The 16663-nt window shown below is 65.3% G+C and carries 15 protein-coding genes; 5 read left to right on the top strand and 10 right to left on the bottom strand.

Going from position 1 to position 16663, the window contains the following annotated elements; translation table 11 throughout:
• The first annotated feature begins 2 nt into the window (after nt 1–2).
• Genes CO656_RS25715 through CO656_RS25705 form a run of 3 tightly spaced genes read left to right on the top strand, consistent with a single transcriptional unit; the run spans nt 3 to nt 2160 of the window.
• Nucleotides 3–635 (top strand): precorrin-8X methylmutase, encoded by a 633-nt coding sequence (locus CO656_RS25715; protein ID WP_097527627.1) that lies wholly within the window; start codon nt 3–5, stop codon nt 633–635.
• Nucleotides 632–1399: a precorrin-2 C(20)-methyltransferase gene (locus tag CO656_RS25710; protein ID WP_097527626.1), complete on the top strand. Its 768-nt coding sequence runs from the start codon at nt 632–634 to the stop codon at nt 1397–1399. Before CO656_RS25715 ends, CO656_RS25710 begins: the two co-directional genes overlap by 4 nt.
• The gene (locus CO656_RS25705; RefSeq protein ID WP_097527625.1) at nt 1396–2160 is read left to right on the top strand and encodes a precorrin-3B C(17)-methyltransferase; all 765 of its coding nucleotides are present in this window, start codon (nt 1396–1398) and stop codon (nt 2158–2160) included. Before CO656_RS25710 ends, CO656_RS25705 begins: the two co-directional genes overlap by 4 nt.
• On the opposite strand, the gene CO656_RS25700 is transcribed toward CO656_RS25705, so the two are convergent.
• Nucleotides 2124–2924 carry a cobalt-precorrin-6A reductase gene (locus CO656_RS25700; RefSeq protein ID WP_037414397.1) on the bottom strand — a complete coding sequence of 267 codons (801 nt, stop codon included), beginning with the start codon at nt 2922–2924 and terminating at the stop codon, nt 2124–2126. The two genes, CO656_RS25705 and CO656_RS25700, sit on opposite strands and share 37 nt — an antisense overlap.
• Between CO656_RS25700 and cbiE the strand changes: the two genes are divergently transcribed.
• Together cbiE and cobM are read left to right on the top strand one after the other, a co-directional pair.
• Nucleotides 2902–4134 carry a precorrin-6y C5,15-methyltransferase (decarboxylating) subunit CbiE gene (cbiE, locus tag CO656_RS25695; protein ID WP_179864841.1) on the top strand — a complete coding sequence of 411 codons (1233 nt, stop codon included), beginning with the start codon at nt 2902–2904 and terminating at the stop codon, nt 4132–4134. The two genes, CO656_RS25700 and cbiE, sit on opposite strands and share 23 nt — an antisense overlap.
• 26 nt (nt 4135–4160) lie before the next feature.
• Complete coding sequence (gene cobM, locus CO656_RS25690) at nt 4161–4919, top strand: precorrin-4 C(11)-methyltransferase (protein WP_037414296.1); 759 nt, start codon at nt 4161–4163, stop codon at nt 4917–4919.
• A 7-nt stretch (nt 4920–4926) separates the two neighbouring features.
• Here cobM and mnhG read toward each other — a convergent pair whose 3' ends face one another.
• The 9 genes from mnhG to CO656_RS25645 all read right to left on the bottom strand — a co-directional run bounded on the left by mnhG (nt 4927) and on the right by CO656_RS25645 (nt 16589).
• Nucleotides 4927–5298: a monovalent cation/H(+) antiporter subunit G gene (gene mnhG, locus CO656_RS25685; RefSeq protein WP_097527623.1), complete on the bottom strand. Its 372-nt coding sequence runs from the start codon at nt 5296–5298 to the stop codon at nt 4927–4929.
• Nucleotides 5295–5576 (bottom strand): K+/H+ antiporter subunit F, encoded by a 282-nt coding sequence (locus tag CO656_RS25680; protein WP_037414300.1) that lies wholly within the window; start codon nt 5574–5576, stop codon nt 5295–5297. Before CO656_RS25680 ends, mnhG begins: the two co-directional genes overlap by 4 nt.
• A complete protein-coding gene (locus tag CO656_RS25675) occupies nt 5573–6058 on the bottom strand; it encodes a Na+/H+ antiporter subunit E (protein WP_037414302.1) in 486 nt (161 codons plus the stop codon). Before CO656_RS25675 ends, CO656_RS25680 begins: the two co-directional genes overlap by 4 nt.
• A 2-nt stretch (nt 6059–6060) precedes the next feature.
• Nucleotides 6061–7707 (bottom strand): monovalent cation/H+ antiporter subunit D, encoded by a 1647-nt coding sequence (locus tag CO656_RS25670; protein ID WP_179864840.1) that lies wholly within the window; start codon nt 7705–7707, stop codon nt 6061–6063.
• The gene (locus CO656_RS25665; protein ID WP_037414305.1) at nt 7673–8023 is read right to left on the bottom strand and encodes a Na+/H+ antiporter subunit C; all 351 of its coding nucleotides are present in this window, start codon (nt 8021–8023) and stop codon (nt 7673–7675) included. The genes CO656_RS25670 and CO656_RS25665 overlap by 35 nt, the downstream gene beginning before the upstream one ends.
• The gene (locus CO656_RS25660; RefSeq protein ID WP_097527621.1) at nt 8023–10935 is read right to left on the bottom strand and encodes a monovalent cation/H+ antiporter subunit A; all 2913 of its coding nucleotides are present in this window, start codon (nt 10933–10935) and stop codon (nt 8023–8025) included. The genes CO656_RS25665 and CO656_RS25660 overlap by 1 nt, the downstream gene beginning before the upstream one ends.
• Before the next feature lie 246 nt (nt 10936–11181).
• Nucleotides 11182–13848 (bottom strand): EAL domain-containing protein, encoded by a 2667-nt coding sequence (locus CO656_RS25655; protein WP_097527638.1) that lies wholly within the window; start codon nt 13846–13848, stop codon nt 11182–11184.
• Between the two features lie 113 nt (nt 13849–13961).
• A complete protein-coding gene (locus CO656_RS25650; protein ID WP_097527620.1) occupies nt 13962–15575 on the bottom strand; it encodes a cisplatin damage response ATP-dependent DNA ligase in 1614 nt (537 codons plus the stop codon).
• A 3-nt stretch (nt 15576–15578) separates the two neighbouring features.
• Nucleotides 15579–16589 (bottom strand): ligase-associated DNA damage response exonuclease, encoded by a 1011-nt coding sequence (locus tag CO656_RS25645; protein WP_097527619.1) that lies wholly within the window; start codon nt 16587–16589, stop codon nt 15579–15581.
• Nucleotides 16590–16663: the final 74 nt, after the last annotated feature.

The raw sequence follows: 16663 nt of genomic DNA, 5'->3' as shown, positions 1-16663 counted from the left end.
AAATGCCTGACTACGATTATATCCGCGATGGCAATGCCATCTACGAGCGTTCTTTCGCGATCATCCGGGCGGAAGCCGATCTTTCCGGCTTCTCGGAGGAGGAGGCCGATCTGGCGGTGCGAATGGTGCATGCCTGCGGTTCGGTGGAAGCGGCGCGTCAGTTCGTCTTCTCTCCCGACTTCGTCTCTGCCGCACGCGCGGCACTCAAGAACGGTGCTCCAATCTTCTGCGATGCGGAAATGGTCGTCCAGGGCGTCACCCGGGCGCGGCTGCCGGCCGGTAACGAGGTGATCTGCTCGCTTCGCGATCCGCGCACGGCGGAGATCGCCGCCGAAATCGGCAATACGCGCTCGGCGGCGGCGCTCGAGCTCTGGGGCGAGCGGATGGCGGGCTCGGTCGTTGCCATCGGCAATGCGCCGACGGCGCTCTTCTATCTCCTGGAAATGCTACGCGACGGCGCGCCGAAGCCGGCGGCGATCCTCGGCATGCCGGTCGGCTTCGTCGGCGCGGCGGAATCGAAGGACGCGCTTGCCGAGAATTCCTATGGCGTTCCCTTCGCGATCGTTCGCGGCCGCCTCGGCGGCAGTGCAATGACGGCGGCGGCGCTGAATTCGCTGGCGAGGCCGGGGCTGTGAGCGCGGCGGGCCGACTGATCGGCGTCGGGACCGGTCCCGGCGATCCGGAGCTTCTGACCGTCAAGGCGGTGCGGGCGCTCGGCGAGGCGGATGTCGTCGCCTATTTCGCCAAGGCGGGGCGCAATGGCAACGGCCGCGCCGTCGTCGAGGGACTTTTGAAGCCCGACCTGGTGGAACTGCCGCTCTACTATCCGGTGACGACCGAGATCGACAAGGGCGACGAGGCCTACAAGCGGCAGATCACCGACTTTTACGATGCCTCCGCGGAAGCGGTAGCCATGCATCTCAAGGCCGGTCGGACCGTCGCCGTTTTGAGCGAGGGCGACCCGCTGTTCTACGGTTCCTACATGCACCTGCACGTGCGGCTCGCAGGTCGGTATCCGGTCGAGGTCATTCCCGGGATCACGGCGATGTCCGGCTGCTGGTCGGTTGCCGGCCTGCCGCTGGTGCAGGGGGATGACGTTCTCTCGGTTCTTCCCGGCACGATGGGCGAGAAGGAGCTTCAGCGCCGCCTCGCCGACACTGAAGCCGCTGTGATCATGAAGGTCGGGCGCAACCTGCCGAAGATCCGCCGCGCCCTTGCGGCGGCAGGCAAGCTCGAAGCTGCCGTCTATGTCGAGCGCGGCACGATGACGAACGCGGCGATGATTCCGCTCGGCGACAAGCCGGACGACGAGGCGCCATATTTTTCGCTGGTCCTGGTTCCCGGTTGGAAGGATCGGCCCGGCTGGAAGGATAGGCCCGGTGCGGAGGGCAGGTCATGACCGGCAAGCTCTTCATCGTGGGCACCGGCCCTGGCAATCCGGCGCAGATGACGCCGGAGGCGCAGGATGCGATTGCCGTTGCGAGCGAATTCTTCGGCTATGGCCCCTATCTCGACCGGCTGCATCTGAGAGCCGACCAGCGCCGGATCGCCTCCGACAATCGCGAAGAGCTGGACCGGGCGAGAGCCGCGCTGACGCGCGCCAGCGCCGGCGTCGATGTCTGCGTCGTCTCCGGCGGCGATCCGGGCATCTTCGCGATGGCCGCCGCCGTCTGCGAGGCGATCGACACGGGGCCGGAGGCGTGGCGGCAGGTCGATCTCACGATCATCCCTGGCGTCACCGCCATGCTCGCGGTGGCGGCGCGGATCGGTGCGCCCCTCGGCCACGATTTCTGCGCCATGTCGCTGTCGGACAATCTGAAGCCCTGGGAGGTCATCACCAGGCGGCTGCGGCTCGCGGCGGAAGCGGGACTGGTCATCGCCCTCTACAACCCGATCAGCAAGGCGCGTCCCTGGCAACTCGGCAAGGCCTTCGATGTCCTTCGCGAGGTCCTGCCGCCCCGCGTGCCGGTGATCTTCGGCCGGGCGGCCGGGCGGCCGGACGAGCACATCGCGGTGATGCCGCTCGGCGAAGCCGATGCCGACCGCGCCGACATGGCAACCTGCGTGATCATCGGCTCGCCGGAGACGCGGATCGTTGCCCGTAGCGGCAAACAGGATCTCGTCTACACGCCGCGGTCCTTCACCGGGGATAGGAATTGATGAATGCGTTCGAGCGCCTCATCGCAGGTGGAGACCGTCGGCACATCGGCGGGCTTGTGGCGCTCGACCATCACCACCTCGAGCCCGAGCTTCCGGGCGGCGGCGATTTTGCCGTAGGTGGCGGTGCCGCCGCTGTTCTTGGCGACGATGACATCGATCGCATGCTCTCGGAGCAGTTTGAGCTCGTCCGTCTCGGCGAAGGGGCCGTGCGCGAGGATCGCGGTAGCATCGGGAAGGCTCAGCGGCGGCGTCACCGGATCGACGCTGCGGACGAGATAGCTGTGCTGCGGCGCCTTTTCGAAAAGGAAGGCCTCTTGGCGGCCGATCGCCAGAAAGACGCGGCGCGGCAAGGCGCCAAGGGCCGACACCGCCTCGGCGACGCTTGCGACACGCGCCCAGCGATCGCCCGGTTGTGCCTCCCAGGCGGGCCGGCGCAGCGCGAAGAGCGGCGTTCCGGTCGCCGCCGCGGCGGTCGCTGCATTGTGGGAGATCCGCGCCGCAAAGGGATGGGTCGCATCTACCAGCAGGGAAACGTTTTCGAGCTCCAGGAAGACGGCCAGCCCTTCGGCGCCGCCGAAGCCGCCCACGCGCGTTGGCAATGGCTGCGGCCGCGGATCGGCGGTTCGGCCGGCGAGCGAGATCACCGCGTCGTAGCGCGGATCGGCCGCAAGGCGCTCGCCAAGGTGCCGCGCCTCGGTCGTGCCGCCGAGGATCAGGATGCGAGGTCTGCCCGTGGCTGACATGTCGAATAGCGGCTCGGCCATTGTCGCTCCCTGGTTGACCGTCATCGGGATCGGGGAAGATGGTGTAGCCGGTCTCGGCGACGAGGCCAAGCGGCTGATTGCGGCAGCCCCCGTCGTCTTCGGCGGCGTCCGTCATATCGAACTCGCCGCGTCCTTGATCCAGGGCGAGAGCGAAGCTTGGCAAAGCCCCTTTGAGAAATCGGTCGAGGCGATCGCTTCGAGGCGCGGCAGTCCCGTCGTGGTGCTCGCCTCCGGCGATCCCTTCCTCTACGGTGTTGGCGCCACGCTGGCGCGCCGCATCGACGCGAGCGAAATCCGGACGATCCCTGCGCCCTCGGCCTTCAGCCTTGCAGCCTCGCGGCTCGGATGGCCGCTGCAGGACGTGGCAACCGTCTCGCTGCATGGCCGCCCGCTCGACCTCATCCGGCCGCAGCTGCAGCCGGGCGCCCGCGTGCTGGCGCTGACCTCGGACGGGAACGGCCCGGCGGCGCTCGCCGGACTGCTCTGCGAAAGCGGTTTCGGTCGGTCGCCGCTTACCGTGCTCGAAGCGCTTGGCGGGGAACGGGAGCGCATCTCTCGGCACCTTGCCGCGAGCTTCGCGCTGGAAAACATCGCTGCTCTGAACGTCTGCGCGGTCGAGGTCGTCGCCGATGGAAGTGCGCGCGTCCTGCCGCTTGCCGGCGGGCTCGACGATGCGCTGTTCGAGCATGACGGCCAGATCACCAAGCGCGAGGTCAGGGCGCTGACGCTCTCGGCGCTGGCACCGCGCAGGGGCGAGCTTCTCTGGGACATCGGCGCTGGCTCCGGCTCGATCGCCATCGAATGGATGCTGGCGAACCCGGCGATGCAGGCGATCGCCATCGAAGCTTTGCCCGAGCGGGCTGCGCGGATCGGCCGCAACGCCGCTCGCTTCGGCGTGCCCGGCCTGACGGTGATCGAGGGGCAGGCGCCGGAAGCGCTTCGCGGGCTCACCCGTCCGGATGTGATCTTCATCGGCGGCGGCGGCAGTGATGCCGGCGTCATGGAGGCGGCGATCGCCGCGCTTCCCTCCGGCGGCCGACTGGTCGCCAACGCCGTGACGACGGAAATGGAAGCGGTGCTGCTTGCCCATCACGCCCGGCTCGGCGGCTCTTTGATCCGGATCGACATCGCCCGCGCGTCGCCGGTCGGCACGATGACGGGCTGGCGCCCGGCCATGCCGGTGACGCAATGGTCCTGGGTCAAGGACTGAGCCGGGAATACTCAAGAGGATAGACAATGACCGTTCACTTCATCGGCGCGGGACCGGGCGCAGCAGACCTCATCACGGTCAGGGGGAGGGACCTGATCGGCCGCTGCCCCATTTGCCTCTATGCCGGCTCGATCGTCTCGCCGGAGCTCCTGCAATTTTGCCCGCCCGGCGCCCGCGTCATCGACACGGCGCCGATGTCGCTCGACGAGATCGAGGCGGAATATGTGCGCGCGGCCGAAGCCGGCGAGGATGTCGCGCGGCTGCATTCCGGCGACCTCTCAGTCTGGAGTGCGGTGGCCGAGCAGATACGGCGGCTAGAGAAACACGATATCGCCTATACGATGACGCCGGGCGTGCCTGCCTTCGCCGCCGCCGCGGCGACACTCGGCCGCGAATTGACCATTCCGGCGGTGTCGCAAAGCCTGGTGCTGACGCGCGTTTCCGGCCGTGCATCACCGATGCCGAACAGCGAGACGCTCGCCGCCTTCGGCGCCACCGGCTCGACGCTGGCGATCCACCTCGCCATCCATGCGCTCGACCGCGTCGTCGAGGAACTGACGCCGCTCTACGGCGCCGATTGCCCGGTGGCGATCGTCGTCAAGGCGTCCTGGCCGGATGAGCGCGTGCTGCGCGGCACGCTCGGCGACATTGCCGACCGGGTCGCCGCCGATCCGATCGAGCGCACTGCGCTGATCCTTGTCGGACCGGGGCTGGAAGCATCGGACTTCCGGGAGAGCTCGCTCTACGATCCTGTCTATCAGCGCCGCTTCCGCGGCCGCGAATAGAGCGGCATCATTCGCAGTCCAGTTCCGCGGCGGGCTTCGGCTTGCGCGGCACGTCCTGGCGGTTCTCGACGCGGTCGCGGTAAAGAGCCGCCTGGCCGAGCAGCATCAGCGTCACCGGCGTCGTCACCGTGACGAAGAAGATGATCAGCAGTTCGTGGAAGATCCAGCGGCTCTGCAGCACCGCGAAGCAGAGCATCGAGGCGAGGCAGATAAGAATCGTGCCGCCGCTGGTCGCGATTGTCGGGGCGTGCAGACGGTCGTAGAAGCTCGGCAGGCGCAACAGGCCGAGCGAGCCGATGAGCGTCATCGCGGCTCCGAGAAGCAGCAAGCCGCAGACGGCGATCGCCGCCCAGGCGGGCAGGTCGGCCAGATGGTTCATTCGATCACCTCGCCGCGCATGAGAAATTTCGCGAATGCGATGGAGGAGACGAAACCGATCAGAGCGATGATCAGCGCGGTCTCGAAATAGATCGAGTTGGCGGTGCGGATGCCGAAGGCAAGCAGCATCAGCATCGCGTTGATATAGAGCGTGTCGAGTCCGAGGATGCGGTCCTGGGCGCGGGGTCCCTTGATCATCCGGTAGAGCGCGAAGGCCATCGCCAAAGTGAGCATGACCTGGGCGAGCAGGATCGACCAGACGATTGCAAGCGCGATCATTGAAGTATCTCCTTCAGTCCTGCTGCGTAGCGCTTGACCGTTCGCCGCCACAGATCCTCGTTGTCGATATCGAGCACATGTATGAGCAGGCTCTTGCGGCGCCGGTCGTATTCGAGCCAGGCGGTGCCAGGCGTCGCCGTCAGGATGCAGGCGAGCAGCGCCAGCGCGTTCTCGTTTTCCAGATCGACGTCGACGCTCATGAAACCGGTGTTCGCCGGCCTGCCCCGGGCCCGCAGGATGATCCCCGCAACGGCGATGTTCGAACGAACAACGTCGGCGACGACCGCGAGCGCAAGGCCTCCCATGAGGCTTAGACGGTGCAGCCGCGATCGGGTCGGCTGCAGCTTCACCATGACCCAGCCGAGCAACGCGCTCAGGAAGCCGCCGACGATGATCGAGCCCGGCGCAACCGATTGGTTGAGCAACAACCACATGAAGAAGAGGGCAAGCGAAAACAGCGGGTAGGGAAGCCAGGCACGCATCGCTACTCTCCTCCCGCCCGGGGCGCGGAAAGGACTCGCTCGCTATGGACGAGGGGAGCAAGCAGATCGTCGGCGGTCGCCTGCATGTATCGCATCGCGGGGCCGGCCTGAAAGCTCAGGAAGACGCAGGCGGCGAGCAGGATGGCAACTGGCGTGATCTCGATGACGACGACGCGCGGTATGGTTCCCTCGATCGACGCCCAGAAGGTGCGGATGCCGACACGGTTCAGGGCGATCATGGCGGCGAGGCCCGAAAGGATGAGAAGTGCCACATAGATCCAGTCGGCGGCAGAAATCGCGATCGCCTGGTTCGCCTCGGGCACGTTGAAGAGCCCGCGCAGCAGTGCGAATTTGGCGATGAAACCCGAAAGCGGCGGCAGGCCTGACAGGAGAATGGCGCAGAGGCAGAAGCAGAGGCCGAGAATGGCCATCGTGCCCGGAATGGCGACGCCCACTTCCTCCTCTTCCTCTTTCTCGTCGAAGTCGCCATAGGCTTCCATCGTCACCGCCAGAACGTCGGCGCCGGCATCGCGGCCGCGTTCGACGAGTTCGATGAGCAGAAAGAAGGCGGCGATCGTCAGCGTCGAGCTGACCAGATAGAGAAGCGCGCCGGCGAGCATTTCCGGTCGTCCGAGGCCGATCGCCGCAAGCAGCGTGCCCGAAGAGACGAGCACGGAATAGGCGGCGAGCCGGCCCATGGCCTGCGAAGCCAGCACGCCGATGGTGCCGAAGGCGATCGTCAGCATGCCGCCGGTCAGAAGCCAATCCTGGCCGAAACCGGCCGATGCGCCGGCGGCCGTGCCGAAGACGAGCATGTGCAGGCGGAGGATGACGTAGATGCCCACTTTCGTGAGTATGGCGAACACAGCGGCGACCGGCGGGGTCGCCGCTGCATAGGCCGCCGGCAGCCAGAAGCTCAGCGGCCACATGCCGGCCTTGACGAGAAAGGCGACGCCGAGCACCGCGGCGCCGGTTTCGACGAGCCGCCGGCTTTCCGGCGCGAGCGTGGCAAGCTTCGTCGCGAGATCCGCCATATTGAGCGTACCAGTGGTACCGTAGATCAGGCCGACGCCGATCAGGAACAGCGAAGAGGCGGCGAGATTGATGGCGACATAGTGCAGCCCGGCTTTGACGCGCAACGGGCCCGAGCCGTGCAGCAGCAGTCCGTAGGAAGCCGCCAGCATCATCTCGAAGAACACGAAGAGGTTGAACAGGTCGCCCGTCAGGAAGGCGCCGTTGAGACCGGCGACGAGCAGCTGGAACAGCGAGTGGAAATGGTGACCGGCCGTGTGCCAGCGGGCCATCGAATAGGCCTGGGCGGCAAGCGCCAGGCCGCTCGCAAGGCAGAGCATCAGCGCCGACAGCCGGTCGAGGACGAGGACGATGCCGAACGGCGCCGGCCAGTTGCCGAGCTGGTAGACGCCGGCGCCCGGCAGGCTCCCTTCGCCTGCCGCCGCAAGCCGCATCAGGATCATCGTGACGATGAAGACGACGAGCGTCGATGCGAAGCCGATCGCTCCCTTCAGCGTGCGCTCACGCTCGTCGATCGGGATCAGCATCGCCGCGACGGCAAGCGGCAGCAGGATCGGCAGGATTAGAAGATGGTGCAGCCAATCAGTCACCGCGCGGCGGCTCCCTTCCGTCGACATGGTCGGTGCCGGTGAAGCCGCGTGACGCGAGCAGCACGACGAGAAAGAGCGCGGTCATCGCGAAGCCGATGACGATCGCGGTCAGAACGAGGGCCTGCGGCACAGGATCGGTGTAGCGCAAGAGGTCGCCCGCGCCGCCGGGTTCGAGCACCGGCGGCGCGTTTACCCGGAGCCTCCCCATGCTGAAGATGAAGAGGTTGACCGCATAGGAGAGCAGCGCAAGTCCGACGATCACCTGATAGGTGCGTGGTCGCAGCAGAAGATAGACGCCCGATGCGGCGAGGGCGCCGATGCCGGCGGAGAGAATGAGCTCCATTATTGTGCCGCCTCCCTTTCAGGTCGCGCGGCCCGCGCATGGGCGCGCGCTGCGCGGCGGACCGACTGGTGCGCCAGCGCGATAAGCATCAGCACCGTGGCGCCGAGCACCAGAGAGAAGACGCCGAGGTCGAAGAGGATGGCGCTTGCGAGCGGAACCTTGCCGAAGACCGGCAGGGTGGCATATTCGGCGCGCGATGTCAGGAACGGATAGCCGAAGAGCCAGGATCCGACGCCCGTCGCCAGGGCGACGAGCAGACCGATGCTCATCCAGCGAAGCGGGTGGATGCGCAGCCGCTCCTCCACCCAGCGGGTGCCGCCCGACATATATTGCAGGATGAAGCCGATCGACATGGCAATTCCGGCGGCAAAGCCGCCGCCCGGCAGGTCGTGGCCGCGCAGGAACAGATAGGCGGCGAGCATGCCGGTGACCGGGAACATCCAGCGCATGATCACCGAAGGGATGTGTAGATATTCAGCGACGCTGTCGCCCGCGGTCCGCTCCGGATGATCGTCGTCATAGGCGTTCTGCACTCGTTGCTGTTCGGGCGATTCCAGACTGTCCAGGTGCGGGCGGAAGCGCAGCAGCAGCGCAAAGACCGTGAGCGCGACGATGCAGAGGACGGCGATCTCCCCGAGGGTGTCGAAGCCGCGGAAATCCACCAGGATGACGTTGACGACATTCGTGCCGCCGCCCTCGTGGTAGGCCTGCCCGAGGAAGTAGCCGGCGATGGTCTCCGGTACCAGGGGCCGGGTCATCACCGTGTAGGCTACCAGCGCCACGCCGCCGCCCGCCATGGTGGCGAGCAGGAAGTCGCTCAGGCGCCGGAAGCGGACCTTCAGCGGAATATCCGCCGTCGCGGGCTCCTCGATGCGCTTCGGCAGCCAGCGCAGGCCGAGCAGGATGAGCACCGTGGTGACGATCTCGACGAGAAGCTGGGTGACGGCAAGGTCGGGAGCAGACAGCCAGACGAAGGTGAGGCAGGTGACGAGCCCGGCACCGCCGAGCAGTGCGAGCGATGCCAAACGGTGGAATTTCGCCAGGATGGCCGAGCCGACTGCGCAGGCGATGCCGACACCCCAAAGCAGGGCGAAGGCCGGATCGATGCCGCGGACGACGAGCGGCGGCAGCCGAAAGCCGCCGATCGCGAGGGGCAAGGCACCGGCGAGGAGCGCCAGGAACACCAGGAGCCGCATCTGCGGCTGCAGATGGCGGGTGCCGAGGCGCTGCTCGAGCGAGCGGGCCCATTTCCACGACAGCGTCACCAGGACACGCTCAAAGATGCGCTGTCCCTGGAGCAGGCGGAAGACAGGCGGACCCTCATTGCCCGTCGCGAGATAGGAGCGCATCAGGAAATAGAGGCCGACGCCGCCCGACAGCGCCACGAAGCTCATGATCAGCGGAATGTTCAGGCCGTGCCAGACGGCAAGGCTGTAGCTCGGCGTATCCTCGCGCAGGATCGAAATCACGGCGGCGTCGAGGAAGGGCCCGATCGTTTGCGCCGGAATGATCCCGACGACCAGGCAGGCGAGCACCAGGAAATCGACGGGGGCGCGCATCCAGCGCGGCGGCTCGTGCGGTTTCTTCGGCAGGTCGGACGGCAGCGGCCCGAAGAAGACGCTGTGAATGAAGCGCAGCGAGTAGGTGACCGCAAACATGCTTGCAATCGTCGCGACATAGGGCGTTGCGGTGTCGAGCGCACTGACGAGATGCGTTTCGATCGCCTCGGCGAAGAACATTTCCTTCGACAGGAAGCCGTTGAGTAGAGGCACGCCGGCCATGGCGGCACTCGCCACCATGGCGAGCGTCGCGGTGATCGGCATGTAGTGAAAAAGTCCGCTCAGCCGGCGCATGTCGCGCGTGCCGGTTTCATGGTCGATGATGCCGGCGGCCATGAATAGTGAGGCCTTGAAGGTCGCGTGATTGACAATATGGAAGACCGCGGCGACGGCGGCCAGCGGGCTGCCGAGGCTCAGGAGAACGGTGATCAGCCCGAGATGGCTGATCGTCGAATAGGCGAGCAGCCCCTTCAAATCCTGCTGGAAGATCGCAAAATAGGCGCCGAGCAGCAGGGTCGTCAGTCCTGCAAGACCGACGATCCAGAACCAGGCCTCCGTGCCGGCCATCACCGGCCAAAGCCGCGCCAGCAGGAAAACGCCGGCCTTCACCATCGTCGCCGAATGCAGATAGGCGGAAACCGGCGTCGGTGCGGCCATGGCATGCGGCAGCCAGAAATGAAAGGGAAATTGCGCGCTCTTCGTCAGGGCGCCGAGCAGGACGAGAACCAGGATCGCGTTGTAGAGCGGATCGTTGCGGATCGCCTCGCCCGAGGCGAGCACGGTGTCGAGATCGTAGCTGCCGACGGCGCGTCCGATCAGGAGCAGGCCGACGAGCATCGCAAGGCCGCCCATGCCTGTCATCGTCAGTGCGATACGCGCGCCATCGCGGGCATGCGCGTTGTGATGCCAGTAGCCGATCAGCAGGAACGAAACGATACTCGTCATTTCCCAGAAGACCGCGAGCAGGATCAGGTTGCCGGAAAGCACGACGCCGAGCATCGATCCCATGAAGGCGAGAAACAGCGCGAAGAAGCGCGGCACCGGGTCTTCCTCGGCCATGTAATAGCGGGCGTAGAGGACGACCAAGAAGCCTATTGCGGTAATGAGCGCCGAAAAAAGCCAGGCAAACCCGTCCATGCGCAATTTGAAGTTCAACCCGAGTTCGGGGATCCAGTCGATCTCGAAGCGAAGCACGCCGCCGGTGGCGACGAAGGGATAGAGGCCGGCGGTCACCAGGAAGCAGATGAGGGCGATCGCGCCAGCGAACCAGGCCGTGGCGCCGCGTTGATCTGACGGAAAGAAGATTGCGAGGAGGCTTCCCCCGAATGGGGCGAGAATGAAGACTGACAGCAATTTTTCCGCGTATTCGATCGTTCAGCCCTCTCGGTCTCGGGGTCTCGGAGATTGGAACGGCTGGTTCCGATGGGACGGCCGCCGAAGCAACGGTCACCAGGCATGCCCGGATGATCCGCGAAGCGGCAGAGGCATATGTTTTTATGACTTTTTTGGGCTCTACTGCCAAGCCTTCCGGCAGAGAAAAACACGGCCGTCCGGCGAGACAAATGCCCCGGAGCAGAGCGCCGCGTTTCCGAGGGAGCCCTAGGCGGCGCGCCACTTCCGCTCGAAGACGAAGGCCGCGAGATCGTTGGCGCTCATCGGCCGGGCGAAGGCATAGCCCTGCAGCCCGTGGCAGCCGAGTTGTTTGAGGATGGCGGCGTGTTCGAGCGTCTCGACGCCCTCGGCAATCACTTCTATGCCGAGCGAGGTGCCGATATCGATGATCGATTCGACCAGCCGGCGCTCCTGGGGTGACACGAGAATGGGCAGCACCAGTTGCCGGTCGATCTTCAGGCGGCGCGGCGTCAGCTTCAACAGGCTGAGGATGGAGGCGTAGCCGGTGCCGAAATCGTCGATCTCTATGTCGATGCCGAGTTCTTTGATGCGTCTGATGTTCGACAGCAGCGTCGTGTCGTTCTCGTCGAAAGAGATCGATTCGAGCAGTTCGAAGGAAAGCCGGCCCTCGGGTATCCGCATCTGCTCCAGCCGCTCGATCAGCCCCTCGTCGCGCAGGCGCGAATAGGAAAGATTGACCGACACCTTGGGGATGCGGATGCCGTTTGCCTCCCAGCGGCAGATCTGGAACAGCGCCTGTTCGAGGATCGCCTGGTCGATGGCTGCGACCACGTTGATGTCCTCGGCTGTCTTCAGGAAGGCATGCGGCCCGATCAGCCCCTTGGTCGGATGATCCCATCGCGCCAGCGCTTCGACGCCGATGACCTCCAGCGTCGCCGGGCAAAATTGCGGCTGGAAATGGGCGACGAATTCGTTCTGCTCAAGACCGCGAAGGATCTCATCGGCCGTCTGCTTCGTCTGGAACACGGCGGTCTTGAGCGCGCCGGTGAAGGTTTCGTGCCGGTTGCGGCCGCGCCTCTTCGCCTCGTAGAGGGCGATGTCGGCATTGACGAGGATGTGGGCGAGCTCGTCGGTCGCGGCGGCCTGGGCGGCGATGCCGATGCTGACGCCGATGCGGCATTCCTGGTCCTTGTAGCGAACTGGCGTGCTCATCGCCTCGATGATGCCCGAGGCGAGCGCCGCATCTTCCTCGGCGTTGCCGCCGGCACGAATGATGACGAACTCGTCGCCACCGATCCGCGCGACGAAGTCGTTCTCCTGCGCGCTCGAGCGCAGCAGTCCGGCGGCGTGCCTGAGAATCTCGTCGCCCGCAGCATGGCCCATGGTGTCGTTGATCTGCTTGAAACGGTCGAGATCGATATGGAAGATGCTGATCCTGTCCTTGGCGTCGAAGTGCCGCGTCCGGTCGCCAAGGATCTGGTCGAGGAAGCGTCGGTTCGGGAGTCCTGTCAGCGGGTCGTGCAGCGCGTTGAATTCCATCCGGTGCCGCGCCGCCTCCAGTTCGGCGCTATGCGCCTCGGCGAGGCGCTTGGCTTCCGAGAGTCTTGCCCGCGTTTCGACGTCGGCCGTCACGTCCCAGTTGACGCCGATGATCTTGCGGCTGCCGCCGGCGCCGATGTGAACCGAGCCGCTGGCGCGGATGTATCGGATGTCGCCGCCGGGCAGACGAATGCGGAATTCGGAATTATAGGCGCCGCCGCTTGCGACCGTCTTGGCGTATTCCGCCTTGGCGCGGGGAAGATCGTCGGGATGCAGCGCCTCTTTCCAGTCGTCGAAGGTTTCGCGGATAGAGGGGCCGACGCCGTAGAGCTCCTTCATGCGGTTGTCCCACAGCAGCTTGCCGGTGTCGATATCGAGTTCCCAGATGCCGATCTTGGACGTGTCGAGCGCAATCTTCAGGCGATGCGAAAGTTCGAGCAGTTGATCTTTGCTCTGCCGCAGGGCGCGGATATTTCGCTGGCGTTCCGTCGTCAGATAACCCGTGATGATCATCGGAACGACGATCATCAGGCCCCCGAGCATGATTAGGAGGCGGACCTGCAGGGCATTGTCCGGCGTCGGCGGCCATCCGCCCTTCGGTATCGCCGCCATCCGCCAGGAGCCGCCCGGCAGCGTCACGTCCACCTCCACCGGCGCCTTTCCGAAGATCGCCGGATCGCCGAAGAAAATCGCGCCATCGCGTCCCTGACCGTCACGGCCAGCAATGGCGATGTCGATACCGAGGGCCGAGGAGACGAGGCCACTGTCGCGATAGAGCTGGTCGATGTCGATGACCGCTGACACCAGGCCCCAGAAGCGCTTGCCGCCGCCGGCATTGGCCGTCACCGGAAAGCGGCCGATCAATCCGCGTCCGCCCTGGACGAGATCGACCGGCCCGGCAAGCACCATCTTCCCGCTTGCCACCACACGCATGACGGACTCGCGTTGCTTGTCGTTGTTGCGGTAGTTCAGGCCGATCGCCTTCTCGTTGCCCGCCAGCGGGTAGACCATCGAGACGATGAGATTGGGCGCTGCGGCGAGGTTGCGCAGTTGCGAGCGCTCGCTGAAGATGCTCTGCGCAAGTTCGCTGAAGCGCTGCTGGTGCATGTCGGGCTCGGTTGCAATCGTGCCGATCAGGCCGCGAACGAGCTGGATATTGCCGTTGACGCTGCTCTCCAGGCGCGAGCGTATCGGATTGAGTTCGTCCGCCACCTCGGAGCGCAGACGTGCTTCGAAAACGACCCGGTTCTGATTGTCGGCGAGAATCCCGGCAATCAGCACGACGAAGGTGGCGATCAGCGCCGGGACGTAATTGAGCGTCAGAATCCGCGAGAGCCGGTATTTCCTGAAATATTGACCATTTATTTTTGCCACAAGACGACCCTGCGAATGCGGACGGCGAGACAGACAGCCCGAATATTCCAAACTCTCCTTAATAATTCTTCATTCGGAACCGCTGAAATAGGCGAGGGCGGGAAACCGCGGTTCTAACCTTTCATGCCGAGCATCGCCTGCAGCGTCTCCAGCCTGTCGGCCTCTCGCGGCAGTTTGTCTGGTCTCAGCCGGGCGATGCGCGGGAAACGCATGGCGACACCCGATTTGTGGCGGGTCGAGCGGTTCAGCCCTTCGAAGGCCACTTCGACGACAAAGCCGGCGTCCGGTTCGGCGCGGACCGCGCGCACCGGGCCGAAGCGCTCGACCGTGTTGTCGCGCACATAGCGGTCGAGTATCTCCAGTTCGGCATCGGTAAAGCCGAAATAGGCCTTGCCGACGGGAACCAGGGCCATGCCGCCTTCTGCCTCCGCCCAGACGCCGAAGGTGAAATCCGAATAGTAGCTCGAGCGCTTGCCGTGGCCGCGCTGGGCGTACATCAGCACCGCGTCGATGTTGAAGGGCGCGCGTTTCCACTTGAACCACGGGCCTTTCATCCGCCCGGCCAGATAGGGCGAGTCGAGCCGCTTCAGCATGATCCCCTCGATGACCGGATCCGGTGGCTCCGAGCGCAGCCGGTCCAGTTCCTCCCAGGTAGAAAAGGGAACAAGCGGCGACAGGTCGAAGTGCTGTGGCGAAGCGGCTTCGATCAAGGCCGTCAGGGCTTGGCGGCGGACGTGGAAAGGTTCGGGCCGCATGTCGCGTTCACCCGAAAAGAGGATATCGTAACCGCGAATAAACGCGGGATAGTCCTCGAGCAGCTTGCGGTTGACGGACTTTCTATTCAGCCGCTGCTGCAGGTCCCCGAACGTGGCGGTGGCGCGATTGGTGCGCATCGTTCCGCCGACCAGCAGCTCGCCGTCGATCACGCCGGCAATGTCGGCGGCCTCGATGATCTCCGGGAAAGCGCCGGATATTTCGTCGCCGCTGCGGGAATAGAGACGCCGCACCCCGCCGATATTGGCGAGCTGGACGCGGATGCCGTCCCATTTCCATTCGGCGGCGAAGTCGGCCGGATCCAGTCCTTCTAGATCGCCCTCGCCGATTGGCGTCGCGAGCATCACCGAGTGAAAGACGGCCGGCGTGGTGAGAACGGGCATCTCCGCTTCGCCGGAAAGCCACAGAAAGAGCGGCAGGTAAGGCGGCGAAAGCCCGTGCCACAAGGTTTCGATCTCGGCGATGTCCCTGCCGCCCAGGTCGGCGAGCGCCTGCTTGGCGAGCCGCGCCGAGACGCCGATCCGTAAACCCCCGGTGACGAGCTTCAGAAAGGCGAAACGGCCGGCGGTGTCGAGCCGGTCGAGCATGTCGCGGACGAGCGAGCGTACCTCGGAACGTCCCGCCCGCTGAAGCCGTTCGACGACCTCGCCAAGCGGAATGTCCTCGGGAACGACTCCCGCCTGCGGTTCCCAGGCCAGCGACACCGTCTCGGCGAGATCGCCGACATAGTCATAGGAATAATGGAACAGCACCTCGTCCATACGCTCGAGCAAGAGGTCGCGGATCAAGGCAGGCTTCACCGTGTTGAATGAAAGCGTGCCGCCGATCGCCGCGAGTGCATAGCCGCGGCTTGGATCGGGGGTGCTGCGGAAATAGTCGGCAAGCAGCCTGATCTTGGCGTTTCGCTGCGGCGTCAGGACGAGGCGGCCGAGCAGTTCGGCGAAGGCTTTCATCCGTCACTCCCCCTCGTCGTCGTAGCCGACGAGATGCAGCGGTCGCGCCGGAATGCCCTGCAATTCGCACCAGCGCACCAGGGCTTCCTCACGGCCATGCGTCACCCAGACTTCGGCCGGGGCGATCTCGCGTATGGTGCCGGTCAGTTCGGCCCAGTCGCAATGGTCGGAGATGACGAGCGGCAGTTCGACGCCGCGCTGCTTGGCGCGCTGGCGAATGAGCATCCAACCTGAAGCAAAGACGGCGACGGGCTCGGCGAAGCGTCGCGCCCAGCGGTCGGCAAAGGCCGAAGGCGGGCCGATGACGATCCCGCCGGCGAAATCCGGCCTTTTGTCGCCGGCAAGGGTGGCCGGCCGGATATCGCCGAGGTCGATACCATCGGCCTGGTAATATTCGCAGAGCTTGGCAAGCGCGCCGTGGATATGGATCGGTTCGTCGTAGCCTTGCTGGCGAAGTAGCGCGATCACCCGTTGCGACTTGCCGAGCGCGTAAGCGCCGACGACATGGGCACGTTCGGGAAATTGCTTCAGCGATGCAAGAAGCCGGGCGGTCTCCGCCCGGTCGTCCGGATGGTGGAAGACCGGCAGGCCGAAGGTCGCCTCGGTAATGAAGACATCGCAGGGGACGGGCTCGAAAGTGGGGCAGGTCGGGTCGGGCCGCCGCTTGTAGTCGCCCGAAACGACGATCCGCTTCCCACCCGCCTCAACCGAAATTTGCGCCGAGCCGAGCACATGGCCGGCCGGATGAAAGCAGACCCGGACGCCGTCGATCGCGATCGTTTCGCCGAGCCGGGCGATTTCGCTTTCACCGCAAAAGCCGTCGCCGTAGCGGATGCGCATGATGTCGAGCGTTTCGCGTGTCGCAAGCACGCGGCCATGTCCGGCGCGGGCATGATCGGAATGGCCATGGGTGATCAGCGCCCTTTCGACCGGCTGAACCGGATCGATGTAGAAGTTTCCCTTCTCGCAATAGAGTCCCTTCGGAGCGGGATAGAGCAATGATTCCGGCTTCATGCAGACAAAGATAGCTGGCGGTCGACGGTCTGCCAGCTATCCGCCGCAAGTTTTTCGTCGGCTGAGAAAGACCG

It is taken from the genome of Sinorhizobium sp. FG01 (assembly GCF_002531875.1).
Classification (GTDB): Bacteria; Pseudomonadota; Alphaproteobacteria; order Rhizobiales; family Rhizobiaceae; genus Sinorhizobium; species Sinorhizobium fredii_C.
Note: the sequence above shows the minus strand (reverse complement) of the source record. Positions and strands in the feature narration are given on the sequence as shown.